The following is a 16569-nucleotide window of genomic DNA, read 5'->3' on the forward strand; positions in this document are numbered from 1 at the left end:
CTTTTGTTTGTTGGCGTATGTCCCTCTGATCCGCTGAGATTTCCTCATGAAACTAATCCGAACCATAGAGGCGCTCACCCGCTTTGCTGGCTGGTTGGGTGCACTCCTCGTCCTGCCTTTAATAGGTGCATTAATCATTGAAGTATTTAGCCGCTATGTAGCCGGTAGGCCGACCTTATGGGCCTTTGAAGTTAGTTACATGGTAATGGGGGCAATGTTCATGCTGGGTATGGCCAATGCGTTGCGTATAGGCCAACACGTCAGCGTAGATATTGTCGCTTTACAGCTTAGCCCACGTGCAAATGCTGCCATTCGCGTAATAGGTTACGTGCTATTTCTACCCGTATTGGCGTGGCTGGTATGGGAGCTATCCAAGTATGCGCTATCTGCTTTTGAAACCAATGAACGCTCAGGCCGCTCTGCTTGGAACCCGGTAGTTTGGCCGATCTTCACGGTATGGTTTGTAGGGTTTGCACTGCTGGCACTGCAAGTAGTGGCTGAACTTCTGAAATCCTTATGTTTGCTCGTCGGTAAACACCCCACAGAGGAGTCAGCCGAATGAGTAGCTACCTTGCGCTATTGATGTTCCCTGCACTGATGGCCTTAATCATTGCGGGTTTCCCAATCGCCTTTTCAATGATTTTAGTGGCCACCGGCTTTGGCATTATTCAGTTTGGCGACGTTGCCGCTTACCAGCTGTTGACCAAAATCGAAGACACGGCGTCCAACTCGATTCTTGCAGCCGTACCGCTGTTTATTTTTATGGGCGCAATGCTTGAACGCTCAGGTATAGCCGAGCGTTTATTTGAAGCGATTCATATGTGGACGCGCCGTTTGCCCGGTGGGTTGGGTATCGGGGCCATCATTTTGGGCACTCTGTTTGCCGCTTCCAGCGGCGTTGTTGGTGCAACAGAAGCGGTCATTGGCATGCTGGCCATCCCCGTGATGCTCAAGCACCAATACAGTAAAAGCCTGATGTCAGGCACCATCTGCGCCAGCGGTTCTCTGGGTACAGCCATACCCCCTTCGATTACCGTTGTGGTGCTAGGCCCTGTGGCAGGGGTTTCAGTGGGATCGCTGTTCAGCGGCTTGCTGATCCCTGGCTTTTTGATGGCGTTGATGTTCATGGCCTACATCATTGGCGTTGCGTACTTAAAGCCGGAAATGGCGCCGCGCATTCAAGTTCAGGAACCCGATGTTCCGCTCGGCGAAAAACTGCGTATCACGCTGATTGCGCTCGTGCCCACCATGCTGCTGATCTTTACCGTGCTGGGCACTATTCTTATGGGCTTGGCAACGCCAACAGAAGCTGCCGCGTGCGGCGCTCTGGGCTCCATCATCTTGGCAGCGGCTTACCGAAACTTGAAAGTTCCGGTTCTTTGGACGTCAGCAGTGAAGACCGTGAATATTTCTGCGATGATCCTGCTCATTGTATTAGGCGGCAGCATGTTTGCTGGGGTGTTTTTTGCCTCAGGCGGAATGGCGACGGTTCAGGGATTGCTGATGGACACCGGCTTGAGCCCCTGGATGATTTTAGGCATGATTCTGCTAATCGCCTTTATTGCAGGGTTTGTGCTGGATCTGATTTCAGTCGTACTGATTATTATCCCTGTGGCTATGCCGATCGTCAGGATGCTGGGCTTCGATGAGATCTGGTTCTGTGTTGCATTTTTAGTGGTGCTACAAACCAGCTATCTCACCCCACCGCTGGCACCGGCGATTTTCTACTTAAGGGCGATCACCCCTCCAGAAGTGACCCTCAGGCATATGTATAGAGGCGTTGTGCCCTTTATCATGGCGCAATTGATCGTGCTGGCGCTGGTGTTAGCGTTTCCACAAATCGCGCTCTGGTTGCCAGACGTGATGGGTGGCCCTTCTTGGCGCTAAAAATGCTATAAATAGGATGTTTTCAGCCGCTCTTTATGGGCGGCTTTTTTCATGGTGTAACAACCCTCAGCACCATACGCGCCTGCTGGACGAGAGTGGCCACTGCAGTGCTAAGCTACCGTTTACGCAATCTGATTTGGAGACATTATGCCCCGCTATCCCGACCACCTCACTGGCGAAGGCCCTGTTAACCCTTTTCCCGGCATTAAAGTGTTGGAGCGCCGCATTGGCCGGGAGATTCCTCATCGACTGGGCTCTAACGAGGGATTGGATATGCCACACCGCGCCCTGCGCGAGCACTTTGGCGATGCGGTGGTGCAGCACGTTTACTGCTACGGTGATGCTGAGGCGCTGGGGGTGCGCCAGCGTTTGAGCGCGCTGCAGAACATTCCGCTTGAGCACCTACTGGTAGATGCCGGAGCCGACAGCCTGATTGCCCTAGCACTACGCACCACCTGTACAGTGGGCGATACAGTGGTTAGCACCGCAGGCACCTACCCTACCTTCGGTTATTTCGCCCAGGGACAGGGCTGCCGCTTGATTGAGCCAAGTTACCATGAGGCGCCTGGCGTACTCGCACCCAATTTGGAAGCACTGGCAGCGGCCGCCCATCAAGAAGATGCTCGGCTGGTTTATCTAGCCAATCCGGATAACCCCAGCGGTCACCTGCATAGCAACAGTGCGATTCTCACGTTACGCGAAGCGCTGCCAGAAACTTGCTGGCTGCTATTAGACGAGGCCTACGGGGATTTTCGCGACGATGCGGATAGCGACTTTGCTAGCAAGGCGCTTCCGGGGGTGATTCGCCTGCGTACGCTATCCAAAGCACACGGTTTGGCCGGGCTACGCATTGGTTACGCCATTGCCGAGCCTACCGTGCTGACGATGATGATGAAGGCGCGTATTCACTACGCGGTTTCTTCCTTCACCCAAGCCGCTGCCGAAGTGGTGCTCGACCACCCCGAGGAAGTACGCCAGCATATTGCGGATGTCAAAGCCCGCCGCGAACAGCTGGCACTGCATTTTATCGGTCTGGGAGCAGATGTGTTGCCCAGCGCGACGAACTTCATCGGCATCCGTCTTCCCACCGTCGAACTTGCCACCGCGGTACATCAGGAGCTGCTAGCAGAGGGTGTGCTGGTCGCACGTTTAGCGCACCCTGAGCTGGCGAATGTGATCCGTATCACGGCGGTGGAAGAAGCCCTGGAACCCGGTAAATTAGCCGCGCTTGAAAAGGTGCTTCACCCCTCGACACGGTGAGAAGTAAGTGTCTCCCATAGCTCAATCGCAGCGGCCAAATCCTCCAAGGAAGCGCCTACCGACTTGAACAACGTGATGGCCTCTTTATCCGAGCGCCCCGGCTTGGCACCTGACAGCACCTCTGCAAGCTCGGCTTGAATGTCATCAAAGTGGAAAGCGCCTTCCTCTATGGCTTGCAGAATGTCCCCCGCTTCGCCTTTGGCCCCGGCGTAGGTATCCACAAACACCTCGGCACGGCGTAAGCACTCTGCGTCGCTTTCACGCATTAGGGGGCGAAACGCGCCAATTAAATCCAAGTGCGTGCCCGGTGTTAGCCATTCGCCTTTAATCAGCGGTTGGGTGGATAGCGTTACGCAACTCACAATGTCGGCCTCTCCCACAGCGGCGGCTAACTCTTCCACTACGTGAGTTTCAAAACGGTCAGCATACTCATGTGCGATTGCCGCTGCTTTGCTCGGGTTACGCCCCCAAATCAGCACACGTTTGATGGGGCGAACGCTGGCGTGGGCCTCAATCACCATAGGTGCCAGTTTGCCCGTACCCACCACCAACAGCGTTTCTGCCGACTCAACGGCCAACGCCTGGGCAGCCAGCGCAGAAGCTGCTGCTGTGCGTCGGCGCGTTAACTCACTGCCATCAATACAGGCCAGGGGCTGGCCGTGCTGTCCTTCGCTGAGCAGATAAAGCCCAGAGATAGCCGGAATACCGTGATCGGCATTTTGCGGGAAGACGTTTACCATTTTCACGCCAATATAGCCCGCCGACTCCCAGGCAGGCATCAGCAGCATAGTCGCTTCACCATCGGGCCGGTACATGGCGTGGTGGTGACGCGGCGGAGATTCAACACCCTTCACAAAAGTATGATGTAACCGGCTAATCACGCCTTTCCAACTAAGGTAACGTGCGACATCTGCAGAAGAGACAACCTGCATCACTTAGTCCTCCCACTGTGACGTTTTACCCTGCTGGGCCGGCATCTCGATGCGTTGTTGACTGCCATCACCCCTTGGAAGTAGTGATGATCTGGATAAATTGCGGCCATTGCGAGATCTCCAATCGTAGTAGCAGATGTTGGAGACTACGACGATGGGGTGCAGCGCGCTTGCCCGAAACTCTGAAAACTTTGCCCGCAAGTGCTGAAACACACCAAGCAACGTTGATTGGGGAAAAGTATTAACGACAAGGCTTATCTATCAGAAGAGGGGGCGATCTCAAAGTAGCGCCGATAGGCGCGGGAGAAGCTACCTTGATCACGAAAGCCTACCAGCATGGCAATATGACCTAAACTAAGCGTGCTGTGACGAACCAACGTGCGAGCATGCTCTAAGCGCCTACGCTGAACATACGCGAGGGGCGTAACACCCGTTAGCTCGCGAAAGCAGCTGTGGAAATGGCCTGGACTTAAGGCACACAGGGCAGCTAACTGCTCAACGCGCACTTCATCCGCCAAATGCTGGTCTAGCCAGGCGTCCAAACGCTCTAGGTCCAGCCGTTCGCTGATACAACGGGCACCTAGCTGCCCTGCTGTCTGTATGGACTCATCTTGTAAATACATATAGAGCGCCCGTAACAGCAGCACGGCGATTTCGTTTTGCAGCGCCGGGCACTGCTCAAGCTGATGAGCCAACGCATGGGTAAGTTGGTTTAAGGCAGGTGGAACGGTAAAGAAACGCGGCTTATCGAATAAGCGCTCAATCTCGCTGCCCTTTTCCAGCGTGGCTAAGTGCTGCACGGGAATGTCCAGCACTAGCGTGCGATTGCTGCCATCGCCCTGGTACTCATGATGGCGCGACGAAGGGATTAAGCAACCACGGCGAGCTGTGACTCGCTCTCCTTGGCCTTCCATAGCAAGCTCGGTGACACCGCACGTCGCCAAAATTAGCTGATGAAAATCGTGGGTGTGCGCCACCTGCTCTGGGGCCAAATTGCGGTTATGCAGCTCAAACTGGGCCATGGATGTACCGTTGAATGGGAGCAAGATGAATCATTGAACTATAAAACGGCTGACTTAAAAAAAACCATCAAGCGTTAACGCTCAGTAAACGCTTGATGACCAGCATAGTAATGGGGCAACAGCCACTTAGTGCATGTAACGAGCGCAACACCCGCTAAGGCGGCCAGAGCCGCCCCAAATGGTCAGGTGAAAGAGTAGTTGGTGTTCCAGTTCTCTTCGAGGAAGTTGTTGAGATCCAGGTTTTCGAAGTTAGCCAACGCTTGAGTATTAATATCTTCTCCTGAGAAGGAGACGCGCAGCAGTAAAGCATCATCAGGGTCTTCTGATGTATCACTATTGCCTGCCAGCAGATAGACTACTTCGTCGTTTGCAAGCCCAAGCTGACTAAGCCAATCAGCACCTTCCACGCCAAATTCGGCAGTTGTAAATACGGCAAAGGCAATATCAGCATCAGCTAAAGTTCCAGTACCGATACCATCTTGATTGACATCATACTTTCCGAAGCCTGCTCTATAAATGCCATCCATGACGTTACTTGCCTCAAATCCACGCAACATTTCAACATCACTGGCAGTTAGATCAATAAATAATTCATCACGCCCATCAGCATCACCAACACGAAAATCAGTAATGAGATCAACATCACCATCTGGTTGACCATTGACCAAAAACGTTTTTGACAATTGAGTGATGCTACCGCCAGGTTGTCCGTCCTGTTCGTTAGAAAATTTATCAAAACCTCCTAAAGCAAAGCGCAGCTTTTGGCTTTGGCTATCATCAAGAATACTTCCTACTACAACTACATTCTCCACTGCATCACTCACTAAAAACTCAGAAGCAACTCCACCATTATCCTCTACATTTATTTCATAAATATTTTCAAAAGTATCTTTCACAACCCAAGACACCAGCGAAGACAGCTCTAAATTATCATTATTAACAGCGCCAGCAATCAAATCAATCGAAGTATTGTAGAGTCGTTCAGCTGCATAGACATCCAGCTCACCTACTGCAAAAAACTTCTCATTAGAAACATCTAAAGCATACCTTTGTGGCAAATCTTCACCACTGAGGGAACGCTGCACCAACTCTCCTAACGGATAAGTCACAGTCAACCCTGCTTTATTAAAATTATCTAAAACACTCAGTGCTTCAAAGTCTTTATAACCAATATCACCGGTATTTACAGAAACTAAATCAGCCTTCTGGATTTCAATAGTGTTAACTGCTGCAATCAAACTATCAGCATCATCTTCAACAGTCCATGACAACAAATCAACATCAGCTAAGGCATCTTCATTATTTGCACCCAATAAAATATCATCAACTTTAGCCAACAAATCTTTTGTTTCTTCTACAGTCAAAGCACCTGCATCAAAAGGAGTACTCATTTTTACTTCGTAACTACCTGGGCGCCTGTCATTTGAAGGCTGCGGCAATGAGCTATCACTATCAATAATATTATAAGCTTGCTCTAGCGTATAAAAGACAACTACATCATTTAGATCTACATTCCCCAAGTCTAAAAAGGCTTCATATTGCTCAGGCGTAAGATCAGTTTTAGCTAGAGCAACTTTATCTGCGTTCTTTACCCAAGGGGCATTGACCTCAATGGCATTAAATAAACTGTCTAGCTGAGCAGCAGTAATCTCCCAGGATTGTAAAATTTCTACGCTTATCTCCTGTGAGTTTATAGCTCCATTAACGATTTCTTCCGTAGCTTTATACCTTGCTTCAGCCTTAGCTACCGTCACGAATGAAAAGCTTTCTTTAGGTTCTTCTGTTTGAATTTCGTAACGTTCACTGACACTGAGCATATCCCCCAGCGTCAAACTTTCATTAAAAATAAACCTAACAGGTGTTTCACCTAAAACAAACACGTCTCCTAGCTTTGCTACAAGCTGGTCACGCTGCTGAAGAGTCAAAATATCATCACGTACAGATACCTCGACAGCGCCTGAAAAGCGTCCGTTTGTATCTTCAGCATCAAGTATAACAATGGCGAAGTCTGACACTGTCCAGCTATAAAGCTCATCCAAAGCTGCGCTATCTAAGCGCGCATTCCTTGCAGACTGCTCGCCTTCATCCACGATTAAACCAACAGCATTTCTGTACTCTAAAGCTTTCTCAACGGATAGTGCCTCAGCCAAATATGCTGTTGAATCATCGATAATATAATTCGTCGCCAGCCCACTATTATCTTCTAGATAAATCCCCACCGCTTCCTCAAGCGTATACGACTGAATCTCAAAGCCAGCGATTTGATCCAGAATAGCGTATTGCTCAAACGTAATAACCGCCGTGTCGTTTATTTCAACCAGCGTTGCGTCGCGGATGTGAGGAGGATGTTGACTACCGTTATTTGTATAGGCCGTGACAATGGCGGCAGCACTATCTAAAACGCTCCACTCGTAGATGTCCGTCACTGACAAATTGTCGGTGCTTGCATTCACGAGCGCTAGTACGGCGCTGTAATACCCTGCTGCGTCGGCCACATTGATGCTGCCTTCGCCAACGGCTTCGTCAATATCGAACACGTCGCGAGTGAAGAAGAAACGCTCAGCTAAATCGCCTGGAGCGGCGAACGTTTCAGTTGCCTCATCAAACACGTAAGTCAGCGTGTATGCGACCTCGTTATAATCAAAGCCATCTTCACCAAGGCCATCAACCAAGGCGTCGTACTCAGCGGCTAGAATATTGCCATCTGCACCACCGTTGGCCACGAAGATACTGTCTGCGCCCTCAAGAACTTCCGGAATACCGCTTGTACTGTTCTCAATGACAGCCAGAATATCGCTGGCAGAATCGGTGATGCTCCAATTGTAAAAGGCTTCAAAATTGGCTGCGTCCCGGTCGGTAGAGCCCTCAAGAATGCTCTTGACGGTTTCAATCTCTGTTAGCGCGTTGGCAACTCTCAACGCTCCGTTGGCATTTGTGTAGGGCGTGTTGCCCGTAATGGAGTAAAACTCACTGGGGGCGAGTACGCCACCGGCCTCAGCACCCACGGCTGCTTCCAGATCCGCGTAGGTGACGGTAGTTCGGAGGGCATCCTCACCTGCATCCAAGCGCAGCGCATCCTCAACAACACCCAATAGCTCTTCGTACTGCGCTTGAGTGATTTCCTCACCTTTCACACGCACCGTTTCAGCATTCAAAATGGCATCGTTGTCAAACGCATCATCATCGGCGTTGACGTTACTGATACCGTTGAGCAAGTTGCTAATGGAGTCTTCGATCTGCCACACCACTGCATCGCTTGCCAGCAAGGCCGCTTGGTTCTCTGCACCCGCGATGATGGCGAAATAGCTCTCTCCCTCAGCCACTGTCCACACTTCATCGAACGATGTATCCAGATCGATCACGTAGCTGTCGACGAGCGGGCCATCGCCATCATCAATAACAGAGATGGCGTTGGCCAGCGTGTACTCCACCAGCTCATCGAGCCGCACGTAGTTAAACTCAGCCGCGCTCAGCGCTTCGAACTGCGCAATCGTGATGATGTCATCACTCACATTCACCGCATTCGCGCGCGTGAGATGAGGAACACTACCCTCTTCAATCGCTTCTAAGATCGCTGAAGCGCTATCGACGACCGTCCAGTTAAACAGCCCATCGGCATCGGGCGTTTGGGTATTAAGCGCGCCATCGAGAATGCGCTCTACTACTTCGAGAGTTGCCGCTGCTTCATCGACGCTGACCTCACCCGCCTCAAAGGGTACGGTGGTATCGATGTCATAGTTGGCGGCCAAGCTCTCGGCGTTGACAGCATTTTCCAGCGTGTAGCGAACGATGGTCGCGCCCAGTTCGAAGTTTTCCAGCGCATTGAGCTGGTCAAATTGAGCAGAGGTGATCACCCGATTGTTCGCTGATACCTGATTCGCTTCAATCACGTGCCCTTGATCCAGGTCCGCGATAATAGCCTCAGCCGTATCACTAATTTCCCAGACAAATAGCGTCAGCGGTGGCTGGTTGTTAGCGCCTTCCAAAATGCGAGACACATCCGCAAAGGTGCCTTCAGCTTGGGCAACCGTAACGGTGCCAGCATCAAGAACTTTATCAAGGTTAATAATGTAGTTACTGGCTAAGGGGTCAGCAGCCAGGGCCTCGGCCAGCGTGTAATCTACTTCTGTATCGCCGAGCACGAAATTAACTAGCGCGTCTAACTGCACAAACTGAGCGGGTGTGATAATCATTTCAGTGACCCGAATACTTTCAGCCTGATTAATTTGCGGGCGAGCAGAGGGCGTTGCCAGAATATTCGCCAAACTATCAACAATGTGCCACTCAAGTAACATGGAACGCGTTAGGCCGTCTGAACCGGTATTTTGTGCTAAATCGAGTAGTTGGCGGGTGTTATTAATGAGTTCGGCCGCTTCTCGTACCGTTACATTACCAGCGTTAAATAGCGCGCCGGGGGCCAGCGTATAGTTAGCTGGCATGTCGTCTGTGCCTAACGCCTCTTCTAACGTGTATGGCACCACCGTGTTGCCAAGAACAAAGTTATTTAACGTATTAAGGTCGGCAAACTGATCGGGGCGAATGGTGGCATTGGTTAATGTGACGCTTTGAGCGCCCACCACTTCTGGTCGGCCTAAGCCACCGCTTACCAGCACATCTTCGGCATCGGCACGAATCGACCATGTATAAACACTGCCAAGGCCAATTGGCGCAGTGTCTACGTCAAAATCACCCGCCAAAATCATCTCAACCAACCCAAGCTGGTTGCCCGCGGCTGTAAGGCCAAGCATCCCCGCGTCAAAAGGCTGGCCTGGGTTAATCAAGTACTGGTCAGGCAGCTCACCGTTTTGCGCCAGCGTTAATGCTTGCTGAAGGGTGAGGTAGGGAAGGTCAGCGCGGGCTTCAAGGGTATTGGAAAGCTCGCTATTAGGGTCTTGAGCATCACGTTGGGCACTGCGTAGTGGATTATTAGCCCCTTCACGATAAGCGTCTAAATCCAAATTGACGCCCGCCGCATCAATAGCGTCAAGCGCCTGCTTCACTTGGCCTGCAATTGAAGGAAGGCCTAATGCATCCGCCATTTCCTGATTGGTTAATTCGCGGCCGTTTTCACTCGCTTGATTAAAGGCAGAGGCCAACCGTGACAGTGCATCAGCACTACTGATGCCTGCGGTAGCCGCCATAGATAACAGGCTTGCGACTTTGACGCCGGCAATTAGCAGGTCAACGTTCGCCGATGCTTCGGCCAACGGGTCAGTGGTTAACAGGTTAAGTCGATCATCAAGCCCCAAGGCGGTTTTTATAACGCTTTCGGCATCGCTATTATTCAGGCCAAACTGCTGAGATAACTGCACCATCATGGTGGTGAGTGGTGTAATGACGGTCGAGCCATCGGGTGCTCGCAGCACGCCCGTAAAGGGAAGCCCTGTCGATATATCCACACCGCCAGTGGCGGTAAGAATACCGCTACCCTGCAAGCCGGAGAAAAACCCGCTGCCATTGGTGGTCACACTGTTAGCGTCGAACTCACGGGTAACGGTAGCACCCGAGATATACCCATCAATTACATAGCCACTAATCGTTGAAGGCCCGGTTTCGCCACCACCACCACCACCACCACCTCCCGCGGCGGCAGCTCCCAGGGCAATCGCGCCCCCGCCAACATACAACCAAGGTGGAATATCCGCGAAAGAACTAACAGGTGCGCTACTACTTGCAATGCTTGTGCCTGACACAGCGGGGCTGAAAGAGGCGCTCGGTACGAAAAGTAAATTACCGAAGTCGGTGCCTTCTGCTACGCCGTACTGAAGCGCACTACTGGGGCTGATAAGGAGCAAATCCCCTTGCTGGACAACTGCACTACGCGCCAACGTCATTTGGCTACCGTCCGCACGGGTAATCAGCACATCACCGTTTGGCAGCAGCTCCCATGACTGCACATCGGGAAGCTGACTAAGGGGAACTAGCAGGCCGCTATCATTACTTAGCGCCTCCATGAGCGCGGTGATATCAACCACCACACGGCCACCCTCAAGGGCAACATCCGCAGCCGCCAAGTCGATACGATAGCCATTATTCATTAGCAGCGTCAGGCTGCCGTTAGGCATGCGAATGACTTCGGCGACGCCTTGTAAATCGTTAATCGCCACGTTGGAGTCAGCAAGCGCCTGCTGGGCCATAAGGGGTAAAACCAGCGTGGCAGCCATGCCGGTATTTTTGAGTGCTTTTTGGTTTTTCGCCATCCAGCGGCGCACGAATGCCACTCGCGCCTGTGGATCAGCCGGTATGTCGATACGCACAACATCGCCGCGGGTGTCGGCCATTGTTTGCCATGCATGCTGCGAAGCAGCACTGCTGACCCTGACACCGTTAAGCAAATGGCCGCTAATCACGCCTGGTTGCGTCGACTTAAGAATATCGGCTGATGACGTCGCCATTAAGCACATCTCCACTAAAGGTAAATGGCGCTATGCGCCGTATTTTTATTTCGGATCGCCGTTAATCGACGATGTGCCGCGGTGAGAAGCAGCAATCAATGTGATTAGAAAATTGGCCTTAAGTATTTCACAAAGAAGTAGCAAATAAACCATTAAAAAGGACGCTTAATTGCCTGTTAACGCGTATTAGAGGCTTCATGAACATGCGCAGGGGGAGATAGTTTGGGAAGGCACAACAAAAAAGGGCCTAGCGATGAACGCTAAGCCCTAAAATTTGGTGCCGGTGGCCAGACTCGAACTGGCACACCCGTAAAGGCGGCGGATTTTGAATCCGCTGCGTCTACCAATTCCGCCACACCGGCAATGGATGAGCATTATACGGAGATAACACCGTAGGTCAATCACATCAACTGACTTTATCTAACGAAAGCGCTATCCTATGCCGCCTGTTTGACCACTGAAAAGAGCCATTTCCATGCAGCGCGCGGACTTCCATTTCGAGCTACCCGATGAGCTCATTGCCCGTTACCCCTCTGAGCAGCGCAGCGACTGCCGTTTGCTATGCGTGGATGGCCAGAGCGGCGCACGTGACCATCGCCGATTTACCGACTTACTTGAAATTCTCGAGCCTGGCGACTTGCTGGTGTTCAACGACACCCGTGTCATACCGGCACGCCTGCACGGCCATAAAGCCAGCGGTGGAAAAGTCGAAATGCTATTGGAGCGCCCTTTAGACAGTCATCGCGGCTTGGCGCATATCCGCTCCAGTAAATCGCCGAAGCCTGGCACCGAGCTAATCTTTGAAGGCGATATTCATGCCATCGTAGAAGGCCGCCGCGACGCACTGTTTGAGCTGCGTTTTCTAGGCGACACGCCGATGATTGCCCTGCTAGAAGCGCATGGCCATATGCCACTGCCGCCCTATATCACCCGCGAAGATGAACTCAGCGACCGAGACCGTTACCAAACGGTGTATGCCCGTCGCGACGGCGCGGTGGCCGCTCCTACGGCGGGGCTTCATTTTGACCAACCGCTGCTAGACGCGCTGGCCGAAAAAGGGATTAACAGTGCATTTGTGACCTTGCATGTGGGCGCGGGCACCTTTCAGCCAGTACGGGTTGATAATATCCTTGAACACCACATGCACAGTGAGTGGATTGAGGTTTCTGAAGCTGCCTGCCAAAAAGTGCGCGATACCCAGGCTGCTGGTAGGCGAGTGGTTGCGGTTGGCACCACCAGCGTGCGCTGCCTAGAGAGCGCCTGTATGAAAAGCGCCAATGGTGAGATAGCTCCCTACAGCGGCGATACCGATATTTTTATCTACCCTGGTTACGAGTGGCGCTGCGTGGATGCGCTAATCACCAACTTCCACCTGCCGGAATCTACCCTGCTGATGCTGGTGTCGGCCTTCGCAGGCTATGAACACATGATGCAGGCTTACCGTACAGCCGTAGAAGAGCGTTACGCCTTTTTTAGTTATGGCGACGCCATGCTGCTTACCCGCTAATTAACGAGTTATTGTGATGCGAAACGAATGCTTTATGCGCTTTGAGCGCTTAGCCGAAGATGGCCGTGCGCGCCGTGGCCGCCTGCACTTTCCCCGTGGCACGGTGGAAACGCCCGCCTTTATGCCCGTAGGCACCTACGGCACTGTCAAAGGTATGACACCCGACTCCGTGAAAGAGATTGGCGCGGAAATCATCCTTGGTAATACGTTTCACCTTTGGCTGCGCCCGGGCACCGACGTGATTGAAGCCCACGGCGACCTTCACGATTTTGCCCAATGGGACAAACCCATACTGACCGACTCCGGCGGCTTTCAGGTGTTCTCGCTCGGTGAAATGCGCAAAATCACCGAGCAGGGCGTCCACTTCCGCTCGCCGGTAGATGGCAGCAAGGTGTTTATGGGGCCGGAAGAGTCCATGGCCGTGCAGCGCTCGCTGGGCTCTGACGTAGTGATGATCTTTGACGAGTGCACCCCCTACCCCGCTACCTTTGAAGAAGCGGAAAAATCCATGGAGCTTTCGTTACGCTGGGCCCAGCGCTCACGCGATGCCCATGGCGACTCACCTTCAGCGCTATTCGGCATTATTCAGGGCGGCATGCACCCAGCGCTGCGCGAGCGTTCGCTCAACGGGTTGTTAGAGATCGGCTTCGACGGCTTGGCGATTGGTGGCTTGTCCGTTGGCGAGCCCAAAGAAGAGATGATCAAGGTGCTCGATTACCTACCCACCTGGATGCCCGATGAAAAGCCGCGCTACCTGATGGGCGTGGGCAAGCCGGAAGACCTAGTAGAAGGCGTGCGCCGAGGCGTGGATATGTTTGACTGCGTAATGCCGACCCGCAATGCGCGCAACGGCCACCTCTTCACCTCTGACGGCACGGTCAAAATTCGCAACGCCAAACACCGTTTCGACACCCGCCCGCTTGATGATGAGTGCGACTGCCATACCTGCAAGAATTTCTCCCGCGGCTATCTGCACCACTTGGATCGCTGCAACGAAATGCTAGGTTCGATGCTTAATACCATCCATAACTTACGCTACTACCAGCGTGTGATGGCTGATTTGCGCGCGGCAATCGAAGCGGGTACATTGACGACCTTTGTGGAAAGCTTCTATGCACGGCGCGGCCTACCGGTGCCTCCCCTTGCAGAAACTGACACCTAATCAATAATAGCCACTGGCTGCGGCGAGTGGTTTATTAACCCGTTCACCCATTGAGTGTTCTAACCCAGGAGTTCCCTGCAATGCTGGATTTCTTCATCTCACCAGCCCATGCCCAAGAAGCCGCTGCTGGCGGTGGCATCGCGCAAATTGTCATGCTGGTCGGTTTCGTACTGATTTTCTACTTCCTGCTGTGGCGCCCCCAGGCAAAACGCGCCAAGCAGCACAAACAGCTGGTTACCAGCTTAGCTAAAGGTGATGAAGTCGTCATCGGTGGTGGCTTAGTGGGCCGCATTACCAAAGTTAGCGATGAGTTTTTAACTCTGGAAGTTTCAGAAGGCAACGAAGTTAACGTGCAGAAAAATGCCGTCGCTGCCATTCTGCCCAAGGGTACCATTAAGTCCATCTAACGCCTGAAGTCTTCCCTGCCGAGTCAGTGCCAGCCACCCCGGCAGGGGTGACATGGTAGCGTCGATGGTGAACGTTGCTGTGCACAGCCTGTCTGTGCACAGCAATTCCGTTTGTAATTGAAGGCAGGGCTTGCATGCTCAACCGTTACCCCCTGTGGAAGTATCTGCTGATACTGGTCGTCCTGGTGGTTGGCCTTATCTATGCGCTTCCCAACTTGTTTCCCGCAGATCCCGCCATTCAGGTTAGCAGCGCCCAGGGCGATGCGCTGGATGAGCGTCAAATAACCCGTGTCGAAGAAGCGCTTAACGAACAAGGCGTCGAAATCAAAACCATCGAGCAGGAGAATGGCCAGTGGCTCATTCGCCTGGAAAAGAACGATGATCAGTTGAATGCTCGCGACATCGCCACTCGCGTATTAGGCAACGAAGCCACGGTTGCACTTAACCTGGCAGAAGCCACGCCGAGCTGGTTACAAGCATTTTCTGCGTCACCCATGACGCTGGGCCTAGATTTACGCGGTGGCGTTCACTTTTTACTTGAAGTGGACATGGATGCTGCCCTTACCCAACGATTAGAAGTCAATGCAAGCGCCATGCGTGAGCTGCTGCGCGGTGAGCGCATTCGCTACCGCAACACCGAAGTAGCCGAACGCTCGCTCTCTATTGATTTTGCCAGCAGCGATGACCGTGATGCAGCGCGCCGCTTAATCAGCCGCGACTTTCCCGACTTTGATTACAGCAGCGAAAGCGATGGCCGCACCTCTCGGCTGGTGATGTCGCTTAGCGACCAAACGGTCAACGAAATACAGGATTACGCGGTTAACCAAAACTTAACCACCTTGCGCAATCGGGTGGATGAGCTAGGCGTTGCCGAACCGATGGTACAGCGTCAGGGCCCCAGCCAGATTGTGGTTGAACTACCGGGCATCCAAGACACCGTGGCTGCAAAGCGTATTGTCGGCGCCACCGCTAACCTGGAGTTCCGCTTAGAAGCGCGCAACGACACGCCCGACATGGAAACCGAGCGCCATACATTCCGCAACGACACTTCGCGCTCAGCGGATTTGATGCGTGATGTGATTATTACAGGCGATAGCGTTTCCAGTGCCAGCCATAGCTTTGACGAAAACGGCCGCCCCCAGGTCAACATCAACCTGGATGGTACCGGCGGTACGCTAATGAACCGCGCCACGCGCACCAACATTGGTCGCAATATGGCAGTGCTGTTCATTGAGCACAAAAGTGAAGACCGGGTTGAAACTGACCCAGAAACCGGCCAAGAGACCATCGTTCGCGAGCCTTACGTTGAGCGTGGCCTGATCAGCCTTGCCACCATTCAAAGCGCGCTAGGCAATAGCTTCCGGATTACTGGGCTGGACTCGCCCACCGAAGCCGCAGAGCTTGCGCTACTGCTGCGTTCCGGCTCGCTGGCAGCGCCCATTTACTTTGTTCAAGAGCGCACCATTGGCCCAAGCCTAGGCGCTGAAAACATCGAGCGCGGCGTACTCTCGGTGCAGATCGGCTTGCTATTGGTAGTGATCTTTATGCTCGCGCGCTACAAGGTATTCGGTATCTTCGCCAACATTGCGCTCGCCATCAACTTAACCCTGCTAATCGCCGTAATGTCGATGCTGGGGGCTACCCTGACGCTGCCAGGCATTGCCGGTATTGTGCTGACGCTGGGCATGGCGGTGGATGCCAACGTGCTGATATTTGAGCGAATACGCGAAGAGCTGCGCAACGGCATGTCGATTCAACAAGCCATACACGCGGGCTATGAACGCGCTTTCACCTCCATCGTGGATGCCAACATCACCACGCTGCTGGTGGCTGTGATTCTGTTCTCTATTGGCACCGGCCCCGTTAAAGGCTTTGCCGTTACGCTCTCCATCGGCATTTTGACGTCGATGTTCACCGCCCTGCTGGTGACCCGTGCCATGGTTAACCTAACCTATGGCAGCAAACCCGTCAAAAAGCTGTGGATCTGAAAAACGTGC

The 16569-nt window shown here is 52.8% G+C and carries 10 protein-coding genes and 1 tRNA gene; 7 read left to right on the top strand and 4 right to left on the bottom strand.

All coding sequences use genetic code 11. The annotated features are described in order from the left end of the window. The first annotated feature begins 46 nt into the window (after positions 1-46). The 3 genes from BB497_00530 (at position 47) to BB497_00540 (ending at position 3147) form a co-directional block, all read left to right on the top strand. Positions 47-562, top strand: coding sequence for a C4-dicarboxylate ABC transporter substrate-binding protein (locus BB497_00530; GenBank protein ID AVI61291.1), 516 nt, complete (start codon positions 47-49; stop codon positions 560-562). Next, positions 559-1887 (top strand): C4-dicarboxylate ABC transporter permease, encoded by a 1329-nt coding sequence (locus tag BB497_00535; protein ID AVI61292.1) that lies wholly within the window; start codon positions 559-561, stop codon positions 1885-1887. The genes BB497_00530 and BB497_00535 overlap by 4 nt, the downstream gene beginning before the upstream one ends. A gap of 147 nt (positions 1888-2034) precedes the next feature. Then, positions 2035-3147: an aminotransferase gene (locus BB497_00540; protein AVI61293.1), complete on the top strand. Its 1113-nt coding sequence runs from the start codon at positions 2035-2037 to the stop codon at positions 3145-3147. On the opposite strand, the gene BB497_00545 is transcribed toward BB497_00540, so the two are convergent. The 4 genes from BB497_00545 to BB497_00560 all read right to left on the bottom strand — a co-directional run bounded on the left by BB497_00545 (position 3129) and on the right by BB497_00560 (position 11858). Further along, the gene (locus BB497_00545; protein AVI61294.1) at positions 3129-4079 is read right to left on the bottom strand and encodes an ornithine cyclodeaminase; all 951 of its coding nucleotides are present in this window, start codon (positions 4077-4079) and stop codon (positions 3129-3131) included. The genes BB497_00540 and BB497_00545 overlap by 19 nt on opposite strands. A gap of 254 nt (positions 4080-4333) precedes the next feature. Continuing rightward, complete coding sequence (locus tag BB497_00550; protein AVI61295.1) at positions 4334-5101, bottom strand: AraC family transcriptional regulator; 768 nt, start codon at positions 5099-5101, stop codon at positions 4334-4336. A 182-nt stretch (positions 5102-5283) separates the two neighbouring features. Continuing rightward, complete coding sequence (locus BB497_00555; GenBank protein AVI61296.1) at positions 5284-11496, bottom strand: hypothetical protein; 6213 nt, start codon at positions 11494-11496, stop codon at positions 5284-5286. Positions 11497-11771: 275 nt separating this feature from the next. Next, a tRNA-Leu gene (locus tag BB497_00560) sits at positions 11772-11858 on the bottom strand. Positions 11859-11971: 113 nt separating this feature from the next. On the opposite strand from BB497_00560, the gene BB497_00565 reads away from it, so the two are divergent. The 4 genes from BB497_00565 to BB497_00580 all read left to right on the top strand — a co-directional run bounded on the left by BB497_00565 (position 11972) and on the right by BB497_00580 (position 16560). Beyond that, entirely contained in the window at positions 11972-13003 is a 1032-nt protein-coding gene (locus BB497_00565) for a tRNA preQ1(34) S-adenosylmethionine ribosyltransferase-isomerase QueA (protein AVI61297.1), read from the top strand. A gap of 16 nt (positions 13004-13019) precedes the next feature. Beyond that, positions 13020-14165 (top strand): tRNA guanosine(34) transglycosylase Tgt, encoded by a 1146-nt coding sequence (locus BB497_00570; GenBank protein AVI61298.1) that lies wholly within the window; start codon positions 13020-13022, stop codon positions 14163-14165. Positions 14166-14245: 80 nt separating this feature from the next. Beyond that, positions 14246-14572, top strand: coding sequence for a preprotein translocase subunit YajC (locus BB497_00575; GenBank protein AVI61299.1), 327 nt, complete (start codon positions 14246-14248; stop codon positions 14570-14572). Positions 14573-14706: 134 nt separating this feature from the next. Further along, entirely contained in the window at positions 14707-16560 is a 1854-nt protein-coding gene (locus BB497_00580; protein ID AVI61300.1) for a protein-export membrane protein SecD, read from the top strand. Positions 16561-16569 lie beyond the last annotated feature (9 nt).

The sequence above is a fragment of the Halomonas sp. GFAJ-1 genome, assembly GCA_002966495.1.
In the GTDB taxonomy this organism is placed as follows: domain Bacteria; phylum Pseudomonadota; class Gammaproteobacteria; order Pseudomonadales; family Halomonadaceae; genus Vreelandella.

What these genes read in the sequence shown, in the direction of transcription:
- BB497_00530 (AVI61291.1), top strand. Translation starts at nt 47, where the DNA reads ATGAAACTAATCCGAACCATAGAGGCGCTCACCCGCTTTGCTGGCTGG.
- BB497_00555 (AVI61296.1), bottom strand. Translation starts at nt 11,496, where the DNA reads ATGGCGACGTCATCAGCCGATATTCTTAAGTCGACGCAACCAGGCGTG.
- BB497_00535 (AVI61292.1), top strand. Translation starts at nt 559, where the DNA reads ATGAGTAGCTACCTTGCGCTATTGATGTTCCCTGCACTGATGGCCTTA.
- BB497_00565 (AVI61297.1), top strand. Translation starts at nt 11,972, where the DNA reads ATGCAGCGCGCGGACTTCCATTTCGAGCTACCCGATGAGCTCATTGCC.
- BB497_00545 (AVI61294.1), bottom strand. Translation starts at nt 4,079, where the DNA reads ATGCAGGTTGTCTCTTCTGCAGATGTCGCACGTTACCTTAGTTGGAAA.
- BB497_00550 (AVI61295.1), bottom strand. Translation starts at nt 5,101, where the DNA reads ATGGCCCAGTTTGAGCTGCATAACCGCAATTTGGCCCCAGAGCAGGTG.
- BB497_00580 (AVI61300.1), top strand. Translation starts at nt 14,707, where the DNA reads ATGCTCAACCGTTACCCCCTGTGGAAGTATCTGCTGATACTGGTCGTC.
- BB497_00575 (AVI61299.1), top strand. Translation starts at nt 14,246, where the DNA reads ATGCTGGATTTCTTCATCTCACCAGCCCATGCCCAAGAAGCCGCTGCT.
- BB497_00540 (AVI61293.1), top strand. Translation starts at nt 2,035, where the DNA reads ATGCCCCGCTATCCCGACCACCTCACTGGCGAAGGCCCTGTTAACCCT.
- BB497_00570 (AVI61298.1), top strand. Translation starts at nt 13,020, where the DNA reads ATGCGAAACGAATGCTTTATGCGCTTTGAGCGCTTAGCCGAAGATGGC.